Origin of the sequence: Cytobacillus gottheilii (assembly GCF_001636345.1) — a bacterium.
Taxonomy (GTDB): Bacteria; Bacillota; Bacilli; order Bacillales; family Cytobacillaceae; genus Cytobacillus; species Cytobacillus gottheilii.
The window spans coordinates 3,945,893-3,970,975 of the sequence record NZ_KV440945.1 but is presented as its reverse complement, the minus strand read 5'-3'; the positions used below and the strand labels follow the sequence as shown (position 1 = coordinate 3,970,975).

Genomic DNA, 25,083 nt, shown 5'->3' with positions numbered 1-25,083 from the left:
ATTCCGTCTAACTAACCAAAAATCAAGAAAAAAAGCGATTTTATTCTATATAACCGGAATTTCTCCTCTTATTTCGCCCCAAAATAGCTCAATTCTATTAATAAGGGTAAAATCTCCGCTTATTCCACTGGTTCCTTCAAATGAAGAGCAAGAAAAAACCAGATAAGAACCATACTCGCTCAAAAAAGAACCATTTTTTAATGAGTGAGTTACATCTGTCGAATTTTCGTTCTAAGTTATTATTGCATTCTAAAAAGTTAGAACATATAATAATTTTGTAATATACGATTAACTCAGACTAATTTATCTTTATTAGTTTACTAAGGATCAGAGCTTTAATACTCAACATAAAAGAAGAAAAGCGGATGTGAAAAAAATGAAATTTGAAAAGAAATCAATGGAAATCAATCTAGAACAGCAAAAGCTCATTTCCAGCACGCTGCGAGTGAAAATTATTTATCTGCTGGCTGAAGAACAGATGACAGCTAAACAAGTGGCAGATGAAATGGGGAAAACGCCAGGAAGTATTCATTACCATATTCAGCAGCTGTACAATGGCGGCATTTTAGAAATCACTGAAACGAAAGAAAACAGGGGAATCATGGAAAAGTATTATCGCTCTAAAGCAACCCATTTTGTTTTAAAAGGGGAGGAGTTAGCAGATGTAAAAAAAGGAACAAGCAGAACGAATTTGTCCTTAACTGAGGAGGAGAAGCAAGCGTTTGATGCTGACATTGATGCACTAATTATGAAGTACATTAAAATGACGGTTAAAGAGCGTGAAGGCAGAAAACCGTATGTTTTTGATTTTAGGGTTGAGGAAATGACTGAGGAGGAAAAAGAATGAATGCTGCTGTCAAAAAGAATCTAATCCTTTTTGTCTCTGGAAAGATGATTGCAGTTTTAGGATCTTCTCTTTATGGGTTTGCGATTGGTTTATATATTCTTGCTGAAACAGGATCAAGCTTAAATTTTGCGATTACATTAATGCTGAGTGTTCTCCCGCGTATTCTTCTGGCCCCGGTGGCTGGAGCACTTAGTGACAGGCTTGACCGCAAAAAAATCATCATCATTTCAGACTTTGCTTGTGCCGTTTGGTTAACGATTATTTTGCTGCTGTTTCACTTTGTATTTCCTGAAATTTGGCTCCTCTATACGGCGACAGCAGTTTTAAGTACCCTCAACACCTTCTATACTACAGCAGTGACCTCATCCATCTACAATATGATTGGTCCAGATCATTTACAAAAAGCTATGTCACTCAATCAAGCCGCAGCATCATTATCGACGATTTTAGGTCCAGTATTAGGCGGAGTATTATTCGGCTTTATGACGCTGCCTTTTTTTATGATGATTAACATCATCGCCTTTACCGTATCTGGGATTGCCAGTATTCTCATTAACTATCATTTGTTTTCCGAGAAAAAAGAGGAAAATGAACACAATAATTTCTTTGAAGATATGAAAACCGGATTTGTTTATGTGAAAAATCAGCCGTTTATTTTTAATCTCATTCTTGTTTGTATTTGGATTAACTTCTGGTTTGCAGTATTCCCAGTGGCAATGCCATATTTAGTTCTGACGGTTAAGGGGATGGAACCTTTTCAATTAGGGATTATTGAAGGCTCTTTGTCTGTAGGAATGCTTATTATGGCTATATTCTTATCTTCACGCCCTGAGATGAAAAAGAAAGAGAATGCCATTATCGGCGGAATGATTGCATTATCTCTTGTTTTAATATTGCTGGGAATTCCGAGTATGCCCGGATTAAGTGCCATTTCGAATAACTTTGTGTTTATTTACTTAATCATTTTGGTGCTCCTGCTATCGACCTTTGTTATGCTGATCAATATGCCTGTAATGGTTTTACTGCAAAAGAGCACACCAGACTCCTATAGAGGCAGAGTTATGTCCATTATGGAGATGGGTGCAAGTGCAATGACACCGCTTGGTTTTATTATCTTTGGTGCATTGCTTGAGAGTGTGCCTGTCTGGTTATTATTTGCAGTATGCGGATTGAGTATTTTCCTTCTGCTTTGTTATCAATTATGGAAACGGACGCTGATCATTCATTTAAGGGAATTGGATGCTAAACCAGATCCAGCAGTAACTGCTGAGTTATAAAGCTGTATTTAAAAAGCCGGTTCAGCTGAACCGGCTTTTCATCTAATTTCTCATGATAATATAAACGAGATAAATGATATATGCTGCTGCTAATATAATTCCTTCGAATTTGCCAATTTTATAATGAGAACGAGAGAAAATAAGAAGTACAACGGTTAACAGTATCATAATGGTAATATCAATGAAAATTTTCGGGTCTGCAGGCAGTGGTGCGATGGAAGCCGAAGCACCAAGCACAAACAAAATATTAAAGATATTACTTCCAACAATATTTCCTAGCGCAATTTCGCTTTCTTTCTTTATCGCTGCAGCAATTGAAGTAACAAGCTCAGGAAGAGAGGTACCAATTGCAACAATGGTTAATCCGACTAATGTTTGGCTCATCCCTAAGGAATAAGCAATTTCAGTACTGCTGCTGACAACAAGATCGCCGCCAAATATAATTGCCGCAAGGCCGAGCAGGGTGAAAACAATCTGTTTTAGCCAGACTGCAGAAGTTGGTTTAACGTGATCAGCTGGTGCTTCTGTTCTGTTTTTTCTGGCCACTTCAAACAAATAGTAGAGAAAAACGGCAAAAAAGAGCAATAGAATGAATCCGTCGCTTCTGGTGATAACATTGGCAGAGCCGCCGTCAAGAAGAACATCACTGATAAAAATAAATAAAGCAGCACTTGCCAGCAGAGTGAATGGGATTTCTTTTCTTATTGTTGTACTCTCAACTTGTAAAGGAAAAATAACGGCTGTTAGTCCAACAACGAGGGTAATATTAAAAATATTGCTTCCAACAACGTTTCCGATCGCGACATCTGCACTATTATCTAATGCTGCTAAAATACTAACTGTAGCCTCCGGAGAACTCGTTCCAAAAGCAACGATGGTTAAACCGATTAAAAGAGGGGAAATTCTAAGAAAGCCTGCAATTTTAGAAGCACCATCAACAAAGAAGTTGGCTCCAAAAATTAACAGAGCAAAGCCTGCAATTAACAATATGTATGACATGTATGGTTATCCTCCCAATTTTACTTGATCTATTCATAACTATATCATTCCCAAAAAAATATTCGTGAAAACACGGGATTTTTATTGCAAGTACTTACGAAGCTTGTTAAACCAATCCTTTGTGACAGATGTAGATTGATTGTTTAGAAAGATGGGGTTTTCATTTGTTTGGATTAAGATAATTGGCAGGCTATCACTATGAATATAGAGCAAACTATTTCCATAACCTTTTACATTGAAATGCCCTTTAGCCAATGTTCCAACTCCAACACCGTTTGTTTTAAATTCGATTTCAGGCATTTCATCCAGAAGCTCCACTGATTTCAGGTCATCAATTGGCAACTGCTGTCCATACATTCCGGTAATTTCAAGCTGATCATTATCCAAGGTTACTTCATAATCCTGGTAAGTAAAAATCATTAATGCGCTCACCCCTCCAACGACTAGAACAAATAAGGAAATACTAATAATATAGCTTTTTTTCCGTTTATGCTTTAGTTCATATTTTGACAGATAAATAAAACCTCCAAATATAAAGAGCAAAGTGTAGCCAAAAATAATCTCAGCTGCATACGGGAATGAAGTAAAGAGTAAAGGCAGAAGCAGCAGTGTTCCAACTGCTGTAATGATCAGCATGCTGCCGACCTTTTGAGGATATCTATTCTCCAGAAACTCTTTTTGTTCAGCCTCGGTCATAGTGGCAAACCCTGATAATAGAAAGTAAGCCTCTTTATATCGAATTGCCCATCCAAGTAAACCAAATATAATGACCATAATAATTAAAGTTACGATTAATCCAATCAAAATTGTCCTCCTATCTTGATTTATCTTGATAAACGTACTTTATAGCGATTATAAAAATTGACTGACATGTCATATTTTACATGAGAACAAATAAAAAGGTGAAAAAAGTAAAAAGCAGCAGTGTAATCCTGCTGCTTTTTACCTTTAAAGTGACTTTTCGTAAATAGTGATATTTGAATAAATAGCTGAAAGAACAGGTGAAGAGGTATATGAATTCTTTTGTTCTAGCAAATACCCAAAGAAGTGATCGCCTTCAGTTGGAAGGTTTTTTTCCATATCACGCTGAAGAGACGATTTCATTTGAAAACCAAGTATTTGCAGTTTATTTAAAACGATCCCTTGCAGATTATCTGCCACGGGAGCGTTTATCGCTTTTGCAATCTCAGTAACCTCCTCTACGACAGATTGAATAACGCTTTGCCCATTCTGATCGTCTCGGATCGGACCAATAGGCGAGCGAAAGAGAGAGGTCACACCAGATAAGGCAGAAATAAAAACATATTTATGCCACATCTCCTGTTCAATCGAATCCGAGTAGCGGATCTCTGCCTTCGTGCCTGACAATACCTCTTTTAATTGAGGCAGGTTTGCGCGTTCTGTTGAAGGCAGCGGTCCAAACACAAGCTCATGAAGTGGACTCATTTGAACAATATTTCCGGATTAGATCAAGATGAGCGATCCCATTTAGAAGGGGAAGAATATATGTATGTTCTCCAACATAAGGCTTCATACTCGCGACAGCCTGATCGAGGTGATAGGATTTTACAGAAAGCAAAATAATATCAAATGGATCAGCTTTCTCTCCGCTTAAAATCATCTTAGGAGCAAGCTGCATGCTGCCATTCACACTTTCAATCGAAAGCCCATGCTGATCAAGGTATTCCTTTCTTTTCTCCCTTACTAAGAACGTTATATCTTCACCCTTTTCAGCAAGTCTGCCGCCAAAATAACCGCCGATCGCTCCAGCACCAACAACTAAAATTCTCAATTCCAATTCCTCCTTATAAGGTAAAGAGCACATGCTTTCTGCACGTGCCCTTCTTCTAAAACAATTTTTATGATGCGATATTTTTATTATAATCAGAGATGTCAATCTCAAGCGGAAGATTATTGGCCCGCGCTTTTTTCGCTGCTCTAAAGAATAGTACAACTAATACTGTGGACGCTACAGCAGATACGATCCATGAAATATTCATCGGAAGATTAAATCCAATCTGTGCATTTAAAATATAGGTCCATACCATGACGAGCATAAATGTTCCTGGTATTAAAGAGATCCAATAATTCTTTTTCGCAATATATAGATACATTGCTCCTACAAACAATGCAATAACGGCCGTTGCTTGGTTTGCCCAGCTGAAATATCTCCACAGGATGTTAAAGTCAATTTGCGTAAGAACAACAGAAATTGCGAATAGTGGAAGTGCAATCCAAAGGCGGGAAGAAAGTTTCTTTTGCGCCATGTTGATATACTCAGCAATAATCATACGAGCACTTCTAAAAGCTGTGTCTCCAGAAGTGATTGGTAAAACGACAACCCCTAAGATGGCAAGTGTACCGCCGATAGCGCCAAGAAGTGTTGTTGAAACTTCTGAAACAACAGCACCAGGACCACCATTTGCAAGCATGTCACTTAAACCGTTGTAACCATCAAACATACTCATCGCAGCAGCTGCCCAGATCATAGCAATAATACCTTCAGCAATCATCATTCCGTAGAAAATTTTACGGCCTTGCTGTTCTTTTTGAGTTGTTCTAGAGATAATAGGTGTTTGTGTTGCATGGAATCCAGATAATGCACCGCAAGTAATCGTAAAGAAAATCAGCGGGAAGATTGGTAAATTGTCAGGATGGAAATTTGATAATGAAATCTCAGGAATTTTTGCACCTGTTACAATTAGGCCAATTCCTACTCCTAGTGCACTAATAATCAGAAGTGCCCCGAAGTAAGGGTATAAGCGACCGATAATTTTATCAACTGGCAGTAAAGTAGCCAAAACATAGTATAAGAAAATGGCTGCAATGATAATCCATAAAGCAACGCTTCCATCTGAAAGTACATATAAAAGATCTGCTGGTGTAGAAACGAAAACAGTTCCGACTAGTAACAGAAGAAGTACTGCAAACGCGTTAACAACGTGTTTCATTACTTTACCAAGAAACTTGCTCGCAAGCTCTGGTAAATGGGCACCGCGGTTGCGGATGGAGATCATCCCTGTTAAATAATCATGAACAGCACCTGCAAAAATACAGCCAATAACAATCCAAATGAAAGCGACTGGTCCGTAAAGTGCTCCCATGATTGGACCAAATATCGGCCCTGTACCTGCAATATTCAAAAGCTGGATCAATGAGTTTTTCGGCGTGCTCATTGGCAGATAATCGACTCCGTCAGAATGGGTATATGCTGGAGTTGCTCTCGCCGTTTTAACGCCGAATACTTTTTCTACATACTTGCCGTAAGTAAAATATCCGATAATTAAAAGTGCGATAGAGGCAAGAAAAGTAATCATAAATAATTCCCCTTTGTATGCGTTTACATTAAGTATAAAAGATCAAAAAAGAAATATGAACATTTTGTGACTAAGATGTAAGATTAAGAGGTTAATATGTTGAAAAGGCTTTCTAAGATGCAAAATAACGGATAAATGCGGGTGTATGGAAGGATTGTGTATAAGTAAAAAAAGAAAAAGGCGAGCTGCCGTCCAGAATATAGACGGCAACTCACCTCATAAATCTGTGTGTAAGTTAGATTTCTAATTTAGCACGCAGAGCCTTAACATAATTTCGGCTGACAGACAATTTTTCACTGTTTCCTTCAAGTTCAAGCTGATATGCCCCGTTAAACCATGGGCTGAGCTTGCTGACATAATCCAGATTAACAATATAGCTTTTATGAATTCTGAAAAAACGATAGGAAGAAAGGCGATTCTCTAAATCCTTGAGCGGAAGCTTTGTTTCAAAGGATCCTTGTTTTGAAATGATTTTTGTGACTTTATCATCTCGGGAAACATACAAAATCTCAATGGGATCGACATATAAGATCTCTCCATCTTCTTCGACGGCGAGTTTTCCTGCTGGCCGAAGCTGTGTGCTCTCATTTACCGTCAGCAGTTTAGAGATCCTCCCGATTGTGTCAGCAAGCTGTTCTTCGTCATACGGTTTAAGTAAATAGTCTGTTGCTTCGTAGCGAAATGCCTCTGCAGCAAACTGCGGATAAGCGGTTGCAAAAATAATAATAGGCTTCTTCTTCAATTCCATTAATATCTTTGCAGCTTCCATTCCGTTCATCTTTGGCATTTCGACATCAAGGAAGACAACATCAGGCTGCAGCTGAACTGTTTTCATCACAGCACTTTCTCCTGATTCCGCTTCTCCAATTACATTGATGTTCGGAAAGGAAGAGAGAAGATGCTTCAGCTCTTCACGGCTATAGTGTTCATCATCGGTAATCAACACGGAAATTTGCTTTTCCAATTAAGTTTCCTCCATCGTATTTAATAAAAAATGAATGCTTGTACCTTCATTTATTTTTGAGTGTATTTTTAAAGCTGACTGTTTGCCGAACATCATGGTGAGACGGCGATTTACATTATACAAGGCAAGACCAGAGCCTGTTTGTGATTGAACTTCTTTAACGCCAAGCTCCTTGATTCTTTCTTCTGTTATGCCATTTCCGTTGTCTGTAACCGTTACTTTTACTGCTTCATAATATTTTTTTATTGAGACGGAAATAATACAATTTTCCTCTTTATCCATAATTCCATGCTTAATTGCATTCTCCACAATCGGCTGCAGTGTCAGCGGAGGAATCTTTTCGAGGAGCGTTTCTTCATCAATATCATATTCTACAGTAAGCTTATGGAAAAAACGTGTTTCCTCAATAGCCAGATATGCTTTTGTGTGCTTTAATTCCTGTTCCAGTGTGGTCATTGTTACTGTGGTCGCCGTTAAGTTTTTTCTGAGAAAGTGAGAAAGTGATACGAGCAGGCTGCGTGCTTTATCAGGATCAATTCTTGTTAAAGAGATAATGGTGTTTAACGTATTAAATAAGAAATGAGGACTGATTTGCGCTTGCAATGCCTTAATTTCTGCCTCTTGTGCCAGCTGATACGCTTTTTCGGCTTGTGCAATTTCAAGCTGATTGCTTAAGAGCAGGCTTAAACCTGTAATAAGTTCGATGGATAGATTGGTAATTTCTTTTTCCGAGCTGAAGTAGAATTTAAGTGTGCCAATCGTTTCCCCGCGCTGCTTTAAAGGTGCAATAACAGCTGCTCCAAGCGGGCAATCCTTATTTCGGCAATGGATCGTATCATCCTTTGCAATCACAAGCTCGCCATTTTGGATTACATCCCTTGTGATTTGTGTTTGGATTGTGCTGTTTGCTTTATGATGGTCATCACCAAGCCCCAAATGAGCAAGAATCTCAGTCGTGTTTGTAATGGCGACAGCGCTTGATTGTATTTCTTTATGTAAAATATGACAAACAGCATTTGCAGATTGGGCATTCATCCCTTTTCGCAAGTATGCAAGTGTTTGGTCTGCAATCCTTAGTGCTCTTTGTGCCTGTGCTGCCCCGGCTTTTTCTTCTTCATTGATCACATTTTTAATAATTAATAAGAAGAGAGCAGAGCCAAGTCCGTTGGCTAATATCATGGGCAGACCAATAATTTCAACAAGTGTTAAGCCTTATCGAATGGTTTGGCTATTAAGAGAATGATCAGCATTTGTACAGACTCGGCTAATGCGCCAATGAAAAAAGCAGCAGGGAGCTTTACATGGCGATCTTTTTTATGAAAAAATCCCGCAATGATCCCAGCTAACATCGCAGCCAAGCCACAGGCAAGTGCTGTAAATCCGCCTAATGTAAAACGGTGAATGCCCGCAATGATTCCTGCTCCAATCCCGACCTTATAGCCGCCCAGCAGGCCGGCTAGTACGACGCCAACCACACGTGAATTGGCAATCGCTTCATCTGAAGTAAGTTCTGCCACCCAGCGGTCAAATTGCTGTGTGCCAGTATCTAACGCCATTCCAGAGTATGTACCGATAATGCCAAAGAAACCGAAAAAAATGATCGCTTTATATTGCTGCTGTGTATCTAACCGTTCTTGATGAATCATGTCACGAAAGAAGCTAAAACGTGTTAAGACAAATGCGATCGTAACAATAATTCCAAGACGCTCAACCATGGTGATCAGGAGCTCAAACATGCCAAGCCTCCTCTGAAAGTATAATATTTAAACATATTAAGTCAGCTGAATCTCATACATTATATTACATTTTAACATGATTAAAGAAGAGGAAGCTTCTCAAATCAGAGAGTGGTTCATTCACAATTGAAATTACGTTGAACGTCTTTAGCTGTCCAGCTGTACGATGACACGGGTGTCTGCTCTTAAACTAAGTGCATTCATTACTACTCTCCAGCAAAATAGACTATAATAATGATACAACTTTTAAAAAGGTAGGATGTAAAATGATTATTAAAACGGAAGAAGACTTAGCAGCTCTAAAAGAAATTGGCCGCATTGTAGCGGAAATCCGAGATAAAATGATTGAAATGACAAAGCCTGGCGTAACCACTAAAGAACTTGATGATTACGCAGGAGAACTTTTTGAAAAAAACGGAGCTATTTCAGGTCCGAAAGGCGAATATGATTTTCCTGGCTTTACTTGTATTAGTGTTAACGAGGAAGTCGCTCACGGAATTCCTGGCAGCCGCGTAATCCAAGATGGAGATTTAGTGAACATAGACGTTTCTGGTTCGAAGAATGGCTATTTTGCTGATACGGGACGTTCATTTGTTGTTGGCGGCCAAAATGAAAAATTAACGCATTTATGCGAGACCGCTCAAAAAGCGTTTGATGAAGGTCTAAAGAAATTGAAAGCAGGCTCAAAGCTTAGTCAGGTTGGGAAAGTCGTTCATAATACAGCGAAAAACAATGGCTATACCGTTATTATGAATTTAACCGGTCATGGAATAGGACGCTCGCTTCATGAAGCTCCTGATCATATCCTTAACTATTTCGAACCTTGGGATAACCAGCTTTTAAAAGAAGGAATGGTTGTCGCTTTCGAACCATTCGTTTCATCTGGAGACGATCAAGTCATCGAGCTTAGTGATGGCTGGACATTTGTAACACCAAATAAAAGCTTTGTTGCTCAATGTGAACACACGGTGGTCATTACTAAAGATCAGCCTATTATTTTAACTTTATAAGTAAGAATGAGGCATGCCTGCATTAGGGGTATGCCTCTTTTTTTCTCTATAAGGTTTTGTGAATTGCCACTAATCAAAAAATAAAAAGTCAGATTGTTGATCCTAAAGTACTTTTCCTTGTAGTATGGAACTAAGAATTTGAATAAGGAGTGGTATAAATGAGAGCGTTAGCACATGAAGGCACAAATGGAATGGAAGGCCTCTCGTATAGGACATTAGATAAACCGGAACCTGCTCAAGGAGAAGTAAGGGTAAAGCTTCTGACAGCAGGACTAAATCATCGTGATTTATTTGTTCTTCACCGCCATCATTCTGCTGATCCTGCCCTAGTAATCGGATCTGATGGTGCAGGGATCATTGATGCTGTTGGAGAAGGGGTGGAACCATCGCTGATTGGCAAAGAAGTCATGATTAATCCTGGTCTCGGCTGGAAGGAGAACAGCGATGCACCGCCAGCTGGCTTCGAGATTGTGGGATTGCCTTATCACGGCACATTTGCTGAGTATATTACCATTCCGGCAGAAAATGCTGCTGCTAAGCCAGGTTTCTTAACATGGGAGGAAGCGGGCGTTACATCCCTTGCCGGAATAACAGCATACCGCGCCTTATTTACTCGAGGAAAGCTGAAAGAGGGGATGAAAGTATTCATTCCAGGGATTGGAGGCGGAGTAGCCACATTCCTGCTCCAGTTTGCAGTTGCTGCAGGAGCTGAAGTATATGTTAGCTCCCGTTCCAAAGAGAAATGTGACGCTGCGCTGAAGTTAGGAGCAAAACAAGCAGTTGACAGCAATGAAGACTGGCAAGAGGCACTTGGGGGCATAGGAATGGATTTAATTATTGAATCTGTAGGTGCTGCCACCTTTAATCAGTCTATGTCTTTATTGCGAAAAGGCGGAACCATCGTAACATTTGGATCATCTACAGGTGATACATTTCAATTTAATTTAAGGGAATTTTTCTACGGCCAGTTTAATTTGCTTGGATCAACAATGGGAAGTGCAGAGGAATACTTAGAAATGCTCTCATTTATTGAGAAACACGGCATCAAACCTGTTCTTGATGAAGTCTACACTTTAGATCAATATGAAGCAGCCTTTACTAGACTTGAAGAGGCGAAACAACTTGGAAAAATTGCTTTTCGAATCGGTGAATAACGAATTAGGACAGGTAGAAAGATAGATTAGCTGCGAGCTAGTCTATCTTTTTTATTTCGATTATTTCCTAAAGAGTATCAATCCCTTTCCCGATTTTTTCGGGTCAATTCGAAGATATTTTCGATCATTCCAGGCAGACGTTCAATCATTTCTCTGCATTTAACGGTCAATTCCTAGTGCAGGATCCACCATATTAAAGATTTCTGAAAAAGTTACACTCTACTAGCTGGAATATATTGGACTAAATTTAATGCCGTGTAAATCCACACTATTTATCCAACAAAATGCCCTCATTTTTAGTTGCTTTCTTTGCAGCTTCACAGCAGATTAGTTAGCGCTTTTAAGCTAATATCCCACTAAATCAATATGAATTAATCCATTTTTCCTGTTACTTTTTTATATCTATGAAACTTCACTTAATTTTCACAGTTTAAATGTTGCATAGATTGACATATGTTTTAATTTGGAAATTTTCACTATACTGAGGTCACATCCATGAAACACAAATAAATAAATGGAGAGGAGAAATAGGATGAAAAAAAGAAAGCTTGGTGCCGTGCTACTTAGTTTGACTTTGGGCGTATCTCTGTTCACAGGAAATGCATTTGCAAAGGAGGATTCTGCAGCAGAAGCGAAAGAAACCTATCGTGTGTTAATTCAAGGATCTTCTTCAGCAAAAGCAAGTCTGCAGTCGCAGCATGAACCCCGCTGGAATTTTGGCAATGATGGATTCACTACAACAGTAAATGCAAAGCAATATCAAGCACTGCAGAACAATAAAAATATTAAAGTAGAAATTGTTCAAGAGGTAAAGTTAGAAACGGCTTCGACAAAGCGCAAACAAAATAGCCTGTCAAATGACATAAACGCAGTTCCTAGTGACCAGACACCATGGGGCATTCAGGCGATTTATAATGATAGCGGCATTAGAGCCACATCAGGGGGAAGCGGCATTAAAGTAGCTGTTCTTGATACAGGCGTATATACATCGCATATTGACCTGGCAGGATCAGCTGAGCAATGTAAAGACTTCACACAATCGAATCCGCTCGTAAACGGTTCTTGTACGGACAGACAAGGGCATGGAACACACGTGGCTGGCAGTGTATTAGCGCATGGAGGCCATGATGGATTGGGTATTTACGGTGTTGCTCCTCAATCGAAGCTCTGGGCATATAAAGTGCTTGGTGACAATGGCCGAGGTTACTCGGATGATATTGCTGGAGCCATCCGCCATGTAGCAGATGAAGCATCAAGAACAGGCTCTAAAGTAGTTATTAATATGTCTTTAGGTTCAGCTGGTAAGGACACATTGATCACAAATGCGGTTAACTATGCATACAGCAAAGGTGTATTAGTTGTTGCTGCATCAGGTAATAGCGGTCCTTCTAGCAATACAATTGGATATCCTGGCGCCTTGCCAAACGCAGTTGCTGTTGCCGCTCTTGAAAATGTACAGCAAAACGGAACTTATCGGGTTGCAAACTTCTCTTCAAGAGGAAATCCAAATACAGATGGTGACTATGTCATTCAGGAGAGAGATGTTGAGGTTTCTGCACCTGGTGCGAACATTGAATCAACATGGATAGGCGGTGGCTATAATACAATTAGCGGAACATCAATGGCGACTCCGCATGTTGCAGGATTAGCAGCTAAAATCTGGTCTTCTAATCCATCTTGGTCACACACACAGCTTCGCACAGAATTAAGAAACCGTGCCATTCAATACGATATTAAAGGCGGAACTGGTGCTGCAGCTGGAGATGATTATGCTTCAGGATTTGGCTTTCCGCGTGTAAGATAATTCGAAAAAGAAAGAAGCAGTCCAATTCCTAGTTGAATTGGACTGCTCTTCTATTTTTGCATATTCATAAAATCATAGGACTCATTATAGAGGAGAAATTCCGGCTATTTGGTATAACAGGGAAAAATAAGCAAAAATAAAGGGAGAATTTCCGGCTATTCGTTATAACAGGGCAAAATAAGCAAAAATAAAGGGAGGAATTCCGGTTAACTCCTCTATTTAGAGCAAAATTCATTGAATATGTGCATATAGTCGGAAATACTCCGCCTATTTTGGGGGAAATGTAGGTATTTCTCTAAATAAACGTAATTTCTCCGTCTATTTCTAAACCAATTATCATTCCAGTGTGAACAAAATTGAAAACAGCCTGGAGAGATCTTACTCCAAGCTGTTTTCATATCAAGTATAAATGGACATTGGAAATACAAGGTCTGTTCAAATTCCGCCTTCAAAATCAGGCTTTCTTTTTCAAATTCAAGTCACCGAATCCTTCGATAGCTCTGGGTGCCGATGTGTTGATGCAAGTAAAATAAGACCGCTTATAATCAGAAGTGAACTTGTAAGCAGGAAGACGGCTGTAAAACCAAAATAAGCAGATATGATTCCGCCCATTGCAGGTCCAATAACATTGCCTAGGAATCGCAGGCTTGTATTGTAGCCGAGCACCTCGCCTTGCATGGTGAGCGGTGCCTCTTGGCGAATATATGCGACACGCACTGGTATAATGCCGCCGATGGTTACTCCGAGCAGAAAACGAACAAGCACAAGCTGCCACATATTGGTGACAAATCCGCCTGGAATATAGAAAATACCAGCCAATAATAATAGGATTATAAGCACCTTAATATAGCCATGCTGATCTCCAATTTTCCCCCATTTACGTGCCATTAATAAATTTCCTGCTCCTGCTGCAGAAAAGGCAACTCCAGCGAAGAAAGCGAGATTTTCTGGGCCATGTAGCTCGCTGACATATAGAGATAAGATAGGCTGAATACTAAAATGCGCGATTTGAACTAAGGAGGAAATGAGCATAACGGTTAATAAAACCGGATGGCGGATGATGTGTAAAATAACTTCTTTGCTTGAATACTTTTGCTTGGTTCCCTTCGTGCGTTCGATTACATATTCTTTTGTAAACATCACGAGGATCGCGGAGAGAATAATGGCAAAGGAAGTTCCCTGGAATGTACTTGCGTAGCCATAAGTATCTGCGAGGATACCGCCTAGCAGCGGTCCCATTAAGGAGCCGGTAATGCTTCCTGTCTGAAGCGTGCCGAGAACACGTCCAGCAATTTCTTTAGGAGTTTGTGTGGAGATATAAGCCTGCGAGACACTGATAAATCCTGTGAATATACCCATGAATAGTCTTAATGTAAAAAGCTGTCCGACAGAAGTGACATAGCCCATTAAAAAGATGGATACCCCCATGCCCAGACCGGAAATAATCAATATTTTTTTGCGGCCATATAAATCCCCAATTCTTCCCCATATAGGTGAGAAGATAAAAGCAGTCACAAATGTAATGGCGAATGTCCAACCTGACCAATGCTGAACATAAGCGGAGGAGAAGTCTCCGAATGTCTCAATGTACAAGGAGATAAACGGCAATACCATTGTCATGCTTCCAGCTATGAAGAAATTGGCAAACCACATGATGAAGAGATTTCTCTTTGATTGCTGATTCAATAAAAACACTTCTTTCTTGAAGATATTTCGTTTTCCTAAATATAAGCATAACGGAAATTTCAGAAAAATGAAAGTGATTTAAGTATGACCTAACAAGACAATAACTAGTCCAAATTCTTTTCTAGTGAAAATGTCAAAAAAAATGATTGTATTGAATTTACATATGTCCTATAATTCTTAATATGGTAAAAATTCAGAATAAAGAGGAGGTTTTTGCTTGGAAGAATTCGTAGGCAGTCTTAATAATGTTTTATGGAGCAACCCCGTCATTTATATTTGTTTGGCAATAGGACTATTTTTTACAATCATGACAAGATTTCTTCAAGTAAGGCATATTAAAGATATGTTCTTGCTCATGTTTAAGGGGAAAAGCTCGGATGCAGGTGTTTCTTCGTTTCAGGCTTTATCGCTAGCATTATCCGGCCGAGTAGGGACAGGTAATATTGCTGGTACTGCAACAGCGATCGCAATGGGTGGTCCAGGTGCTGTATTCTGGATGTGGACTATTGCATTCATTGGTGCAGGAAGTGCGTTTGTTGAATCAACGCTTGCCCAAATTTATAAGGTTAAGAAAGACGGTGTATACCGAGGCGGACCAGCATATTATATTGAAAAAGGCATTGGGGTGAAATGGTATGCCGTTCTATTTGCACTTGCAGCTTTACTAGCAATGGCAATCCTCATGCCTGGTGTTCAATCCAATTCAATTTCTGTCGGGATTGAAAACGCATTTGGTGTCAGTAAGTATATAACGGGTGGAGCTATTGTCATTTTATTAGCTTTAATCATCTTCGGCGGTGTTAAGAGAATAGCAACTGTTGCTCAGTATGCTGTGCCTTTTATGGCAGTCGGGTATATGATTGTTGCTCTTATTATTATCGGAATGAACATTAGTGCAGTTCCGGAAGTGTTTTCACTAATATTCCGCAGTGCCTTTGCAGCTGATTCGATGTTTGGCGGTATTGTGGGCAGTGCGATTGCATGGGGAGTAAAGCGGGGTATTTACTCTAACGAAGCTGGTCAGGGTACTGGTCCTCATGCGGCGGCAGCAGCAGAGGTATCACACCCTGCTAAACAAGGACTTGTTCAGGCTTTCTCTGTATATATTGATACGTTATTAGTGTGTTCAGCAACCGCATTTATGATTTTATTTACGAATATGTATAATACAGTTGGCCCTGATGGAAGCTTCCTTGTAGAAAATCTTCCAGGTGTTGAAGCGGGTGCGGGATTCACTCAAGAAGCTGTTGAATCCGTGCTTCCTGGATTTGGAGCAGGTTTTGTTGCTGTATCATTATTTTTCTTTGCATTTACAACAATTATGGCTTATTACTATATCGCAGAAACGAATGTTGCCTATTTAGTAAAAGGCAAGAATATTAAGCCGGCAATGTTTATATTGAAATTAGTCCTCCTAGGTGCAACATTTTATGGAGCTGTTAAAACAGCAGGGCTTGCCTGGGCGCTTGGAGACGTTGGTCTCGGATTGATGGTATGGCTGAATTTAATCGCCATCCTCATTTTAACAAAGCCAGCTCTTATTGCCTTGAGAGATTATGAAGCACAAAAGAAACAAGGATTGGATCCTGTATTCAACTCAACGAAACTTGGCATTAAAAATGCTGAGTATTGGGCAGATGGATATAATCTTGAAGAAGAGAAGGATAAGGTTTCATAAATAAAACCACCAGAGGTGTCCAGCGCTATTGCTGGGCACCTTTTAGTTTGTTAGAATAAAAAAGCTTTATGTTGTAAATAAAAAGTGAGTATGACAATGAAAATGCAGAAACTGCACAATCAAATATATGATGTTTAGCGTTTAACCGAACATAACAGTGGTATTTTTAGGTATGACATCCTCGAACAAATCCTATTTAATACACTGATTAATACAGAAAACTGAAGGTGACAGAAATTGGATACACTTATAAAAGATATGAAGCCATTTATTCAAGAAGCATGGACTAAAAGCGGCTTTCAGCAGCCTACGACTATTCAGCAGCAGGCTATTCCACTTATTATTGATGGAAAAGATATTATTGCTCAATCTCCAACCGGTACCGGGAAGACATTAGCATACCTATTGCCGCTTCTGGAAAAAATTGATGTTGAGAAAAAAGCTGTACAGGCAGTTATTATAGCTTCCTCGCAAGAATTAATTATGCAAATTTTAGAGGAAATAGGGAAATGGGCAACTGGCAGCGGAATTCGAGCAGCGTCCTTTATCGGCGGAGCCAATGTGAAGAGACAGCTTGAAAAATTAAAAAAACATCCTCATATTGCTTTAGGAACACCAGGAAGAATGCTAGAGCTTATTAAGCAGAAGAAGCTGAAAATGCATGAAGTAAAAACCATTATTTTAGATGAGTGTGACCAGCTGCTTGTACCCGAGCATACATCCACTGTAACAAATATCGTGAAATCCACTCTAAGTGACCGGCAAATGGTTATGTTCTCAGCAACATTACCATCTCACATTGAAAAAATTGCAGCAGAAATGGCCAAGTCGCCAAGTATGCTTAAAATTAATAAAGACGAAACCATAGTAGCAGAAGAAGTTTCACACTTTTACTTTATCGCAGAGCAAAGAGATAAAATGAAAATGCTTGAAAAGATCTCCAGACTTAATGGGATAAAAGGACTGGTTTTTGTAAGAGATATCGGCAATTTAACGGTGCTTTCTGAAAAGCTGGACTTCAAAAATATTAAAGTAAGTACTCTGCATAGCGACCTGGATAAAACCGAACGTCAAAAAGCACTTAAGGATTTTAAAGAAGGCAGAACCAATCTTCTGCTGGCAACTGATGTGGCTGCAAGAGGCTTAGATATTAAGGGAATTACCCATGTAGTTCATTATGATTTTCCAAAGGATATGGAGCAATATGTTCATAGATCTGGCAGAACTGGCCGATTTGGTGCCAGCGGAACGGTTCTTTCCATTATTAATGAGCGCGAAGAAAGAGAATTAAAAAAGTTTGGAAATCAGCTGAATATACCTGTGCAAAAAATGATGATCAGAGGCGGAGACATTACGGAATACAGTACGCGTGATCAGCGTAAATAAGTTGTTAATGACAAAATAATTAAACAAGATTAATTTCCGAATGATTAGAAATTGCATGCTAATCATTCGGTTTTTTATTTCACATTATAATTACAATTCATTCTTAGACCGGAGTAAAATGGAGCTTGCATATAAACTTATAGAAGCTATGTTTACCTGAAAGGAAATAGTAAAGGCTTTCAGTTATTTTTTTGTAAATTTTAATGAAAATCTATAGAAAATAAGGGGAAACGCTGATATATTTTCTACAAACAGTGTCGAAACATGTAGAACACCGTTAGTATTCTGAATATTATGAACTATGAGGTGGGATTAACCTGAATAACCATTCTTTCCTTGACTCATACTACTTTTGATTAAACGAAAGGAGTGAGTGTCTTGGGACGTACTAAAAAGGCTAATCAAAACGCGCAGCGAAATAATAATAAAAAACATCCAGACCGTACAAGTGAAGAATTAGTTGAATTTACAACAGGCAGCAGAGAAGCAAAAAATAAAAATGTTCAAGATTAATCAAATACCTATACCAATCATGCGATTGGTATAGGTATTTGGCACCAAAAATTCACATATTATCTTATTGCATTATGTTATTTTATAGTATATAGAGATTTTATAAACAGAGGTGCTATCACCTTTAGGGGCGGGGAAAACATGTTAAAATTTAAGAAACACCCAAAAAGAGAGAACTGGCAAATAGCAGCAAAAGAAATTCAAGTGAAAATTGACATTAAAAATAACCAAAACATACTAGAAAAACTGCAAATGCTTAAAATATCAGAAAAAGATTTGCAGCATATTAAGCTGGTGCAGCCTTTAATAGAGCATCAGGTTGATTGGTTAACAGAAGAGTTTTATGGAACTATTCTTCAAGTACAGGAGCTGCAGGATATAGTAAACAAACATAGTTCCGTTTCAACATTACGAGGAACTTTAAGGCAGCATATCATTGAATTATTTAATGGAGAAATTACAGAAGAGTTTATAAATAAGAGATTAAGAATTGCATTTATACACTATAAAATTGGCTTAAAACCTGCATGGTATATGGGATCGTTTCAAAATCTTCAAAATGCTATTCTGGAGGTCATTTGTGAAAGTGCACATTCAATTATCGAATTAAAAGAAATCATTGCCTCCGTAAATAAGCTTTTAAGTCTGGAGCAGCAGCTTGTCCTTGAGACCTATGAAGAAGAAAATATGAGGATGATGAAGGATACATTTCAGCAGGGGAAAAATGAATTAAAGGATAAAATCCTCGATGTCAGTGAGGATCTCGTTGCTTTAGCTGAGGAAACGAGTGCATCAGTTGAAAATTTAATTGCACGAAGTCATGAGTTTAATAGTCTTATTAAGGATAGCGGAGCACATTCAGAAACCATTCAGTATCAAGGTGGAATTGGGAAAGAAAAGCTTTCCGACCTTTCTATTAAAATTGAGCAGATTCAGTCTGAGACTGCGATTATGACAACAACCGTTGAGCAGCTTAACGGAGCATCTGAAAAAGTAAATTCTGTTATAGCATTTGTTCAAAGTATTGCCGATCAGACAAACCTGCTGGCCTTGAACTCAGCGATCGAAGCTGCCAGAGCCGGAGAACATGGCAAGGGATTTGCAGTAGTTTCACAGGAAGTAAAGAAGCTGGCTGAGCAGACTAAATTATCAATAGGCGAAATCCAGGAATTGATTCAAACATCTTCCTTGCTGACAAAAGCAGTTAGTGAGTCTCTATTAAATGTAGCATCTTCTGTTACAGAAGGGATGGAAACATCTCTGCAAACCAATGAAGCCTTTGATGCGATTGCAGCATCCATATCTTCAAACGCTAACTATCTTAGTTCGGTAGGGAATCAAGTAAATGAACTTATTTATAGCATTAATGAAATAGGAACTGCCTCTACAACGGTTGCCTCTTCAGCTGAAAAGTTAAATGATGCGGCAAATAATGCATAAAGGATATTAAGGAACCAGCTCTCCTAATTGCAGGGGAGCTGGTTCTCTTTATCAGGTGCATTAACCAGTAACATCATTCAATTTTTTTAATGGCTTGTCTGCTGGACCTTCCACAACCTCTCCATCATAGGAGAACCGTGATCCATGGCAAGGGCAGTCCCATGTTCTTTCTCCGTGATTCCATCGTGTTTCGCAGCCCATATGTGTACAGGTAGTGTCGACAACATGCAATTTCCCATCCATATCCTTATAAGCACCAGATCTTTTTCCATCCACAATGACAACAGCACCTTCATCATTCGAGAGATCGCTGATTTCTTTTGGCACATACTCGAGCTTGCCTTTTAACAGCTGTCCAGCGGTATCAGTGTTATAGTAAATGACCTTTTTAATGCTAGGATCAGCCACAAAACGGGACGGTGAGAATAACTCACTGTACGGATTTTCTTTTTCAAGGATTTGGTCTCTTAAAAGCAAAGCTGCTGCAGTACCATTTGTCATGCCCCATTTTCGGTAGCCTGTTGCGACAAAAATATGTGGCTGGTCAGCAGTAATTGGCCCGATATATGGCATTTTATCAAGTGAAGTCAGATCTTGTGCAGACCATCGATAAGGATATTCTTTAATGCCAAAAAGGCTGGAAGCAAATTGTTCTAGTGCTTCGTAATGCTTCAGCGTGTCAGGTCCTTTACCTGTTTTATGACCTTCTCCTCCTATTAATAAAAGTTTTTCCCCATTAACAGGAGTATATCGCAAGGATCTCTTGGGCTGATCAGCGCTGTAATACATTCCTTCGGGGTACTCTTTCTCTGCCTTGATCGCAATAACATACGATCTTTCAGGTAGCAGTCGGGCAAAATAGAATCCTTTCATATCTGCGAAAGGAAAATGAGAAGCTGCTATTACATATTTACTCTTGACCCGATGTCCTTCTCTTGTTACAACATCTGGACGTTCCCCTTTTTCAAGATCCACAGCTGTTGTATTCTCGTATATAGTGCCGCCCATATCCGTAAATGCCTGAACAAGCTGATGCAAATATTTCAGAGGATGAAATTGAGCTTGATTATTCATGGTTAAGACAGCCTTAGTTTCGATAGGAAATGGAAAATCATTGCCAAGATGGCCGGTAATGCCAAGCTTTTCATATGCACTCATCTCTTTTTTTAGCTTTTCTCTATATTCATCCGATTCTGCATAAATTATGGCATCTTGCTCGCTATAATCACAATCAATATTTAATTCGTTCTTTACTTTTAAGATAAATTCCTGAGCTTCTTTGGAAGCCTCATAATAGAGTTTCGTCTTTTCAAGTCCAAAATGCTGAATGAATTCATCGTATATAACTCCATGCTGTGCAGTTATTTTCGCCGTTGTATGTGCGGTTGTGCCATTTAAGATTTTCCCAGCTTCTAAGAGCGTAACTTTAAGTCCTTCTTTAGCCAGCAAATATGCCGATGTGATTCCTGTAATTCCTCCGCCTACAATCACCACATCTGCAGAAGTATCTTCCTTTAAGGGCTGAAAAGAGGGCAGATCAATATCTGTCCAATATGATTCTGGAAATCTTGGCATTTGATTCGTCATAAATATCCTCCTCTTACATTATCTGATTGTATGTTTTCCTATATTAAGACTTTGTATACGATAAGTACCCGAAGCTGGAAGCTTTCACACATTGACGTTATAAAGATTCGTTGCTATAATCCTTATCAGAATTTACAAATATTTTAACGAGCTAAAGTCTTTTGCTCAAAGGGAGATCAAGCAAATGAATTTCGAAACATCGGTGTTACATAATCAAAATAAAAAGGAACGGATCATTAAAAGCAAGGTAACACCAATCTACCAAACGTCTGCTTTTGCCTTTTCCAATTTAGAAGAATTAGAAGGCTTCTACCAGGGGAACGGCAATTATCTTTATTCGAGAGTTGGCAACCCAAATACAGATGAATTGGGCCAGCTAGTTGCCCGTCTTGAGGGCACACCAGAAGGAGCAGCAGCTTCATCAGGCTTATCTGCTATTCTGGCAGCTATTTTATCAATAGCACAAAACGGCGATCACATTGTGGCAGCAGATGATGTATATGGAGGCACTTTTCATATGCTAAAAGAGGAGCTTTCCTCATTAGGAATTAGTGTCACGTTTGTTTCATTTGCAAATCCGGCTGAAGTGGAAGCAGCCATCCAAACAAATACAGTTCTTTTATATACAGAATCAATTACTAATCCACTCTTAAGAGTAGAAGATCTGACTCAGCTTGTTCAACTAGCGCAAAAGCACGAGCTGAAAACGATTGTTGATAATACATTTGCGACACCATTGCATTGCCAGCCATACCGATTAGGAGTTAACATAGTTGTTCATAGTGCAACGAAATACATTGGCGGACATAGTGATGTGACAGCAGGTGTCGTAGTTGGCGATCAGGAACTTGTGGAAAGAGCTAGAACCAAAATTGTGAATCTTGGTGCCAATTCCACTCCATTTGAAGCATGGCTGACATGCCGCGGCGCGAAAACATTAGCATTAAGAATGAAGGCACAATCTGCAAACGCTCGCGCTGTGGCTTTATCCTTAAAAGAAAATGAACATGTTGAGACGGTTTACTACCCTTTAGAGCATGGTGAACAAGGATTTGGCGCCATGGTAACAATCAAGTTAGCGGAAACAGTTAACATTAGCTTATTTTTTAAAAATTTGGAGTGGATCAAAATTGTTCCAACCCTTGCTGGTGTGGAAACATCGGTTTCACATCCATTAAGAACCTCTCATCGGGCATTGCCGCCAGAAGCATGCGCTGCACTTGGCATTACAGATCAAGTAGTGAGAATTTCAATTGGAATTGAAAATGCAGAAGATATCATTGCAGTATTCAATCAAGCTATTTCGAAATCTATTTAAAGGCTAAGTTTCTACATGCAGATAATGGGGTATTAGAGTATAAATTCCTTAATAAAGGAGGAGTTTATATGAATCAGCAGCATTATAGGCTTGCTGGCGCGTATCAAGTGGAAGAAGATGCAGTCGCCGCAGTCAAACAACTGCAGGATCAAGGCTTTAAACCAGAAGAAATTGCTGTCATTGGTGAGCAGTATGCAAGCTTAGAGCAGATTAATACAGAAGATGACAATTATCAGCAGCAGGTTGAAGAAGGGAAAACACTTGTCTTTGTTGATAGCCAGTCGCCACTATTGCGGCAGCAAAAACAAAATCCTGGTGAAGCAGGTCTAGAACGTAAACAATATTAAGATGATATGAACACTTCTGCTGTTAGAGATATCTAACAGCAGAAGTGTATTTTTTTGTTCTGCGGCAGTTAAGCAAATTTTTCTTCCGGCATAGGGAATCCTACTTTCATTCTCCAGTCAATCCATCCTTCGTGCATAATTTCTCGGAGTCAATCAACATACTATACAAAAAAGTGCTAAAGGGGAGCGAAAGAATATGCCGGAACTGCCGGAAATGGAAACCTATAAGCAGCAGCTTCATGCCATCCTCGCAGGAAAAAGAATTATCCAGACAGAAATTCAGCGTGAAAAATCAATAAATGTGACTGCTGACTTGTTTAAACAAGAACTCAATGGAGCGGTAATTGTTAAAATTGAGAGAAGAGCGAAGCATTTAATTTTCCACTTAAGCACAGGGAAATTTCTGTTGCTTCATCTAATGCTTGGAGGCTGGATGTATGTGGGGAACGATCAAGATGCACCAAACAGAACAAAGCAGATCACTCTTACTTTTGACAGCATTAAACTTTATTTTATTGGATTGCGGCTAGGTTATTTGCACTTACATAACAAACAGACGCTTGAGGATGAACTTGCAGATTTAGGACCGGAGCCGCTGCAGGATCATTTTAATCGTGAGGCATTTCAGCAGCTATTAGAAGGAAGAAGGGGCATGCTGAAAACAACACTTGTAAACCAGCATGTGATTGCTGGAATTGGAAATTGCTATAGCGATGAAATTTGCTATGAAGCCTATCTGCTTCCAGATCGAGGAATGGATATGCTGAGTGAAGAGGAGAAAGACAAGTTGTATTCTGCGATGGTATCCGTTTTAACAAATGCAACTCAGCTTGGAGGTTATATGGAAAATCCCTTATTTCAAGATGATCAGCTCACTGGGTGTTATAATGACCACTGTCTTGTTTATGATCGTGAAGGCATGGAGTGTAACAGATGTCATAGTAAAATTGTTAAAACAGAAATATCCTCCAGAAAGACATTTTTTTGTCCAGGGTGTCAAAAATAGCACAGAAATACAATAAGCGGCTGCAGCAGCATCCGCTTATCTTTCATTCATCCACTGTATTAACTGCTGTTGATCTTCTTCTAATTCATCAGTTTTAGGAACTTTGCGGGGTTCTAAGTCAATTTCATCTGAAGAAAGAACTTTTACAACCATTTGACCGCCGTAAACTTTTGCACGAAGCAAGATTGGATGAGTGTACAGGTTTTGGAAAACGAAATCGGGTCCATACCAGCTGACCGTTGCATCTCGGCCAGGCGGAACATAATGGACACGCTTGCTGTGTGAATAGCGCTCGACGATGGAAAGGCCTTCTTGGTCAACAGCATTAAATAAAGTAGAAGAGACTTGGCAGATTCCTCCGCCAATGTCCTCTGATAATTCTCCCCTTACAATAACAGGAGCACGCTGAAAGCCACGGTTGGTTGTTCGCTGCCCGACACTTTGATTAAAGGAAAACAATTCACCGGGAAAAACAACTGTATTATCAATTTCTTTAGCAGCTAAGATAATATTATTCGTGCGGCTGACATTGCGGCTATTAAAATAAGTAGCATATTGGCCGATCATCTTTACATTTATCTGCAGCAGCAGGTCACGATCTACTCTTGGATGAATGGGCAGAGTAGGGATTTCCATTTTCTTTAGATTATTATTATAGAAATAGTGAGAAAATAAATGGGCAAATTTCTCCCTGTGTAATTTTACGCCAACCTTCTCTTCAATAATTTGCCCATATTCACCTATATAAGCGTCTGCAGGTGGCAGGTAGATTTGCTTTTCAAGAGTACTGAGTAATGTATTGTATTGCTCTATATTTAGAAGCGGGATACTTGATAATGGAATTTCATACTCTTCTTTTTGAATTTCTGCAATCTTTTTGTTCTGATGATGAATGATAAGTCCTTCATTTGGATGAAGTGAATGTGCACTTAAAAGCAAAGCGCATAAAGTGGCTTTTAGCATGAAATCCGCACCTCCGAATTTTATTATTTGCGGAGGTGCGGATTTTCATGT

The 25,083-nt window shown here is 39.2% G+C and carries 21 protein-coding genes and 1 pseudogene; 12 read left to right on the top strand and 10 right to left on the bottom strand.

All coding sequences use genetic code 11. The features are described from left to right. Nucleotides 1-376 precede the first annotated feature (376 nt). Both A6754_RS19345 and A6754_RS19340 read left to right on the top strand, forming a co-directional pair. A complete protein-coding gene (locus A6754_RS19345; protein WP_246586671.1) occupies nucleotides 377-847 on the top strand; it encodes an ArsR/SmtB family transcription factor in 471 nt (156 codons plus the stop codon). Then, nucleotides 844-2,124 carry an MFS transporter gene (locus tag A6754_RS19340; protein WP_066449788.1) on the top strand — a complete coding sequence of 427 codons (1,281 nt, stop codon included), beginning with the start codon at nucleotides 844-846 and terminating at the stop codon, nucleotides 2,122-2,124. The genes A6754_RS19345 and A6754_RS19340 overlap by 4 nt, the downstream gene beginning before the upstream one ends. Nucleotides 2,125-2,166: 42 nt before the next feature. Here the strand turns inward: A6754_RS19340 and A6754_RS19335 are convergent, their stop codons facing one another. The 7 genes and pseudogenes from A6754_RS19335 to A6754_RS19310 all read right to left on the bottom strand — a co-directional run bounded on the left by A6754_RS19335 (nucleotide 2,167) and on the right by A6754_RS19310 (nucleotide 9,140). After that, a complete protein-coding gene (locus A6754_RS19335) occupies nucleotides 2,167-3,123 on the bottom strand; it encodes a calcium/sodium antiporter (protein WP_066449786.1) in 957 nt (318 codons plus the stop codon). A gap of 81 nt (nucleotides 3,124-3,204) precedes the next feature. Further along, nucleotides 3,205-3,927, bottom strand: a complete 723-nt coding sequence (locus tag A6754_RS19330) for a DUF3784 domain-containing protein (protein WP_066449784.1) — start codon at nucleotides 3,925-3,927, stop codon at nucleotides 3,205-3,207. 144 nt (nucleotides 3,928-4,071) lie between these two features. Next, nucleotides 4,072-4,569: a ketopantoate reductase C-terminal domain-containing protein gene (locus A6754_RS23365; RefSeq protein ID WP_306806931.1), complete on the bottom strand. Its 498-nt coding sequence runs from the start codon at nucleotides 4,567-4,569 to the stop codon at nucleotides 4,072-4,074. Then, complete coding sequence (locus tag A6754_RS23360) at nucleotides 4,553-4,915, bottom strand: 2-dehydropantoate 2-reductase N-terminal domain-containing protein (RefSeq protein WP_306806930.1); 363 nt, start codon at nucleotides 4,913-4,915, stop codon at nucleotides 4,553-4,555. The genes A6754_RS23365 and A6754_RS23360 overlap by 17 nt, the downstream gene beginning before the upstream one ends. A gap of 67 nt (nucleotides 4,916-4,982) precedes the next feature. Further along, nucleotides 4,983-6,440 carry a carbon starvation CstA family protein gene (locus tag A6754_RS19320; RefSeq protein WP_066449770.1) on the bottom strand — a complete coding sequence of 486 codons (1,458 nt, stop codon included), beginning with the start codon at nucleotides 6,438-6,440 and terminating at the stop codon, nucleotides 4,983-4,985. Between the two features lie 235 nt (nucleotides 6,441-6,675). Then, nucleotides 6,676-7,404: a LytR/AlgR family response regulator transcription factor gene (locus A6754_RS19315; protein ID WP_066449769.1), complete on the bottom strand. Its 729-nt coding sequence runs from the start codon at nucleotides 7,402-7,404 to the stop codon at nucleotides 6,676-6,678. Then, nucleotides 7,405-9,140: pseudogene (locus A6754_RS19310) on the bottom strand (LytS/YhcK type 5TM receptor domain-containing protein). A gap of 266 nt (nucleotides 9,141-9,406) precedes the next feature. On the opposite strand from A6754_RS19310, the gene map reads away from it, so the two are divergent. The 3 genes from map (at nucleotide 9,407) to A6754_RS19295 (ending at nucleotide 13,108) form a co-directional block, all read left to right on the top strand. Continuing rightward, complete coding sequence (gene map, locus A6754_RS19305; RefSeq protein ID WP_066449766.1) at nucleotides 9,407-10,150, top strand: type I methionyl aminopeptidase; 744 nt, start codon at nucleotides 9,407-9,409, stop codon at nucleotides 10,148-10,150. A 158-nt stretch (nucleotides 10,151-10,308) separates the two neighbouring features. Then, nucleotides 10,309-11,304 (top strand): zinc-binding dehydrogenase, encoded by a 996-nt coding sequence (locus A6754_RS19300; protein ID WP_066449763.1) that lies wholly within the window; start codon nucleotides 10,309-10,311, stop codon nucleotides 11,302-11,304. Nucleotides 11,305-11,836: 532 nt separating this feature from the next. Further along, on the top strand, nucleotides 11,837-13,108 hold the full coding sequence (locus A6754_RS19295) for a S8 family peptidase (protein ID WP_066449759.1): 1,272 nt from the start codon (nucleotides 11,837-11,839) through the stop codon (nucleotides 13,106-13,108). Nucleotides 13,109-13,582: 474 nt separating this feature from the next. On the opposite strand, the gene A6754_RS19290 is transcribed toward A6754_RS19295, so the two are convergent. After that, nucleotides 13,583-14,794, bottom strand: coding sequence for an MFS transporter (locus tag A6754_RS19290; RefSeq protein ID WP_066449752.1), 1,212 nt, complete (start codon nucleotides 14,792-14,794; stop codon nucleotides 13,583-13,585). A 217-nt stretch (nucleotides 14,795-15,011) separates the two neighbouring features. On the opposite strand from A6754_RS19290, the gene A6754_RS19285 reads away from it, so the two are divergent. The 4 genes from A6754_RS19285 to A6754_RS23065 all read left to right on the top strand — a co-directional run bounded on the left by A6754_RS19285 (nucleotide 15,012) and on the right by A6754_RS23065 (nucleotide 19,811). Then, nucleotides 15,012-16,472 (top strand): alanine/glycine:cation symporter family protein, encoded by a 1,461-nt coding sequence (locus A6754_RS19285; protein ID WP_066449748.1) that lies wholly within the window; start codon nucleotides 15,012-15,014, stop codon nucleotides 16,470-16,472. Nucleotides 16,473-16,730: 258 nt separating this feature from the next. Next, complete coding sequence (locus tag A6754_RS19280) at nucleotides 16,731-17,858, top strand: DEAD/DEAH box helicase (protein ID WP_066451758.1); 1,128 nt, start codon at nucleotides 16,731-16,733, stop codon at nucleotides 17,856-17,858. Nucleotides 17,859-18,236: 378 nt separating this feature from the next. Then, on the top strand, nucleotides 18,237-18,371 hold the full coding sequence (locus A6754_RS23275) for a hypothetical protein (RefSeq protein ID WP_257298658.1): 135 nt from the start codon (nucleotides 18,237-18,239) through the stop codon (nucleotides 18,369-18,371). Between the two features lie 141 nt (nucleotides 18,372-18,512). Beyond that, nucleotides 18,513-19,811 carry a globin-coupled sensor protein gene (locus A6754_RS23065; protein ID WP_066449745.1) on the top strand — a complete coding sequence of 433 codons (1,299 nt, stop codon included), beginning with the start codon at nucleotides 18,513-18,515 and terminating at the stop codon, nucleotides 19,809-19,811. Between the two features lie 60 nt (nucleotides 19,812-19,871). Here the strand turns inward: A6754_RS23065 and A6754_RS19270 are convergent, their stop codons facing one another. Further along, nucleotides 19,872-21,398: an FAD-dependent oxidoreductase gene (locus A6754_RS19270; RefSeq protein WP_066449736.1), complete on the bottom strand. Its 1,527-nt coding sequence runs from the start codon at nucleotides 21,396-21,398 to the stop codon at nucleotides 19,872-19,874. Between the two features lie 184 nt (nucleotides 21,399-21,582). Here A6754_RS19270 and A6754_RS19265 point away from each other — a divergent pair, with 184 nt between their 5' ends. From A6754_RS19265 to A6754_RS19255, 3 genes are all read left to right on the top strand, one after another. Beyond that, nucleotides 21,583-22,716, top strand: a complete 1,134-nt coding sequence (locus tag A6754_RS19265; protein ID WP_066449733.1) for a trans-sulfuration enzyme family protein — start codon at nucleotides 21,583-21,585, stop codon at nucleotides 22,714-22,716. Between the two features lie 68 nt (nucleotides 22,717-22,784). Next, nucleotides 22,785-23,063, top strand: a complete 279-nt coding sequence (locus A6754_RS19260; protein WP_066449730.1) for a general stress protein — start codon at nucleotides 22,785-22,787, stop codon at nucleotides 23,061-23,063. A 196-nt stretch (nucleotides 23,064-23,259) separates the two neighbouring features. Continuing rightward, nucleotides 23,260-24,069 carry an Fpg/Nei family DNA glycosylase gene (locus A6754_RS19255; protein ID WP_066449729.1) on the top strand — a complete coding sequence of 270 codons (810 nt, stop codon included), beginning with the start codon at nucleotides 23,260-23,262 and terminating at the stop codon, nucleotides 24,067-24,069. 36 nt (nucleotides 24,070-24,105) lie between these two features. On the opposite strand, the gene A6754_RS19250 is transcribed toward A6754_RS19255, so the two are convergent. Further along, the gene (locus tag A6754_RS19250) at nucleotides 24,106-25,032 is read right to left on the bottom strand and encodes a VanW family protein (protein ID WP_066449726.1); all 927 of its coding nucleotides are present in this window, start codon (nucleotides 25,030-25,032) and stop codon (nucleotides 24,106-24,108) included. Nucleotides 25,033-25,083 lie beyond the last annotated feature (51 nt).

Coding starts and splice junctions, on each gene's coding strand:
- A6754_RS19345 (WP_246586671.1), top strand. CDS start 377: ATGAAATTTGAAAAGAAATCAATGGAAATCAATCTAGAACAGCAAAAG.
- A6754_RS19340 (WP_066449788.1), top strand. CDS start 844: ATGAATGCTGCTGTCAAAAAGAATCTAATCCTTTTTGTCTCTGGAAAG.
- A6754_RS19335 (WP_066449786.1), bottom strand. CDS start 3,123: ATGTCATACATATTGTTAATTGCAGGCTTTGCTCTGTTAATTTTTGGA.
- A6754_RS23365 (WP_306806931.1), bottom strand. CDS start 4,569: ATGAGTCCACTTCATGAGCTTGTGTTTGGACCGCTGCCTTCAACAGAA.
- A6754_RS19320 (WP_066449770.1), bottom strand. CDS start 6,440: ATGATTACTTTTCTTGCCTCTATCGCACTTTTAATTATCGGATATTTT.
- map (WP_066449766.1), top strand. CDS start 9,407: ATGATTATTAAAACGGAAGAAGACTTAGCAGCTCTAAAAGAAATTGGC.
- A6754_RS19300 (WP_066449763.1), top strand. CDS start 10,309: ATGAGAGCGTTAGCACATGAAGGCACAAATGGAATGGAAGGCCTCTCG.
- A6754_RS19295 (WP_066449759.1), top strand. CDS start 11,837: ATGAAAAAAAGAAAGCTTGGTGCCGTGCTACTTAGTTTGACTTTGGGC.
- A6754_RS19280 (WP_066451758.1), top strand. CDS start 16,731: ATGAAGCCATTTATTCAAGAAGCATGGACTAAAAGCGGCTTTCAGCAG.
- A6754_RS23065 (WP_066449745.1), top strand. CDS start 18,513: ATGTTAAAATTTAAGAAACACCCAAAAAGAGAGAACTGGCAAATAGCA.
- A6754_RS19270 (WP_066449736.1), bottom strand. CDS start 21,398: ATGACGAATCAAATGCCAAGATTTCCAGAATCATATTGGACAGATATT.
- A6754_RS19265 (WP_066449733.1), top strand. CDS start 21,583: ATGAATTTCGAAACATCGGTGTTACATAATCAAAATAAAAAGGAACGG.
- A6754_RS19260 (WP_066449730.1), top strand. CDS start 22,785: ATGAATCAGCAGCATTATAGGCTTGCTGGCGCGTATCAAGTGGAAGAA.
- A6754_RS19255 (WP_066449729.1), top strand. CDS start 23,260: ATGCCGGAACTGCCGGAAATGGAAACCTATAAGCAGCAGCTTCATGCC.
- A6754_RS19250 (WP_066449726.1), bottom strand. CDS start 25,032: ATGCTAAAAGCCACTTTATGCGCTTTGCTTTTAAGTGCACATTCACTT.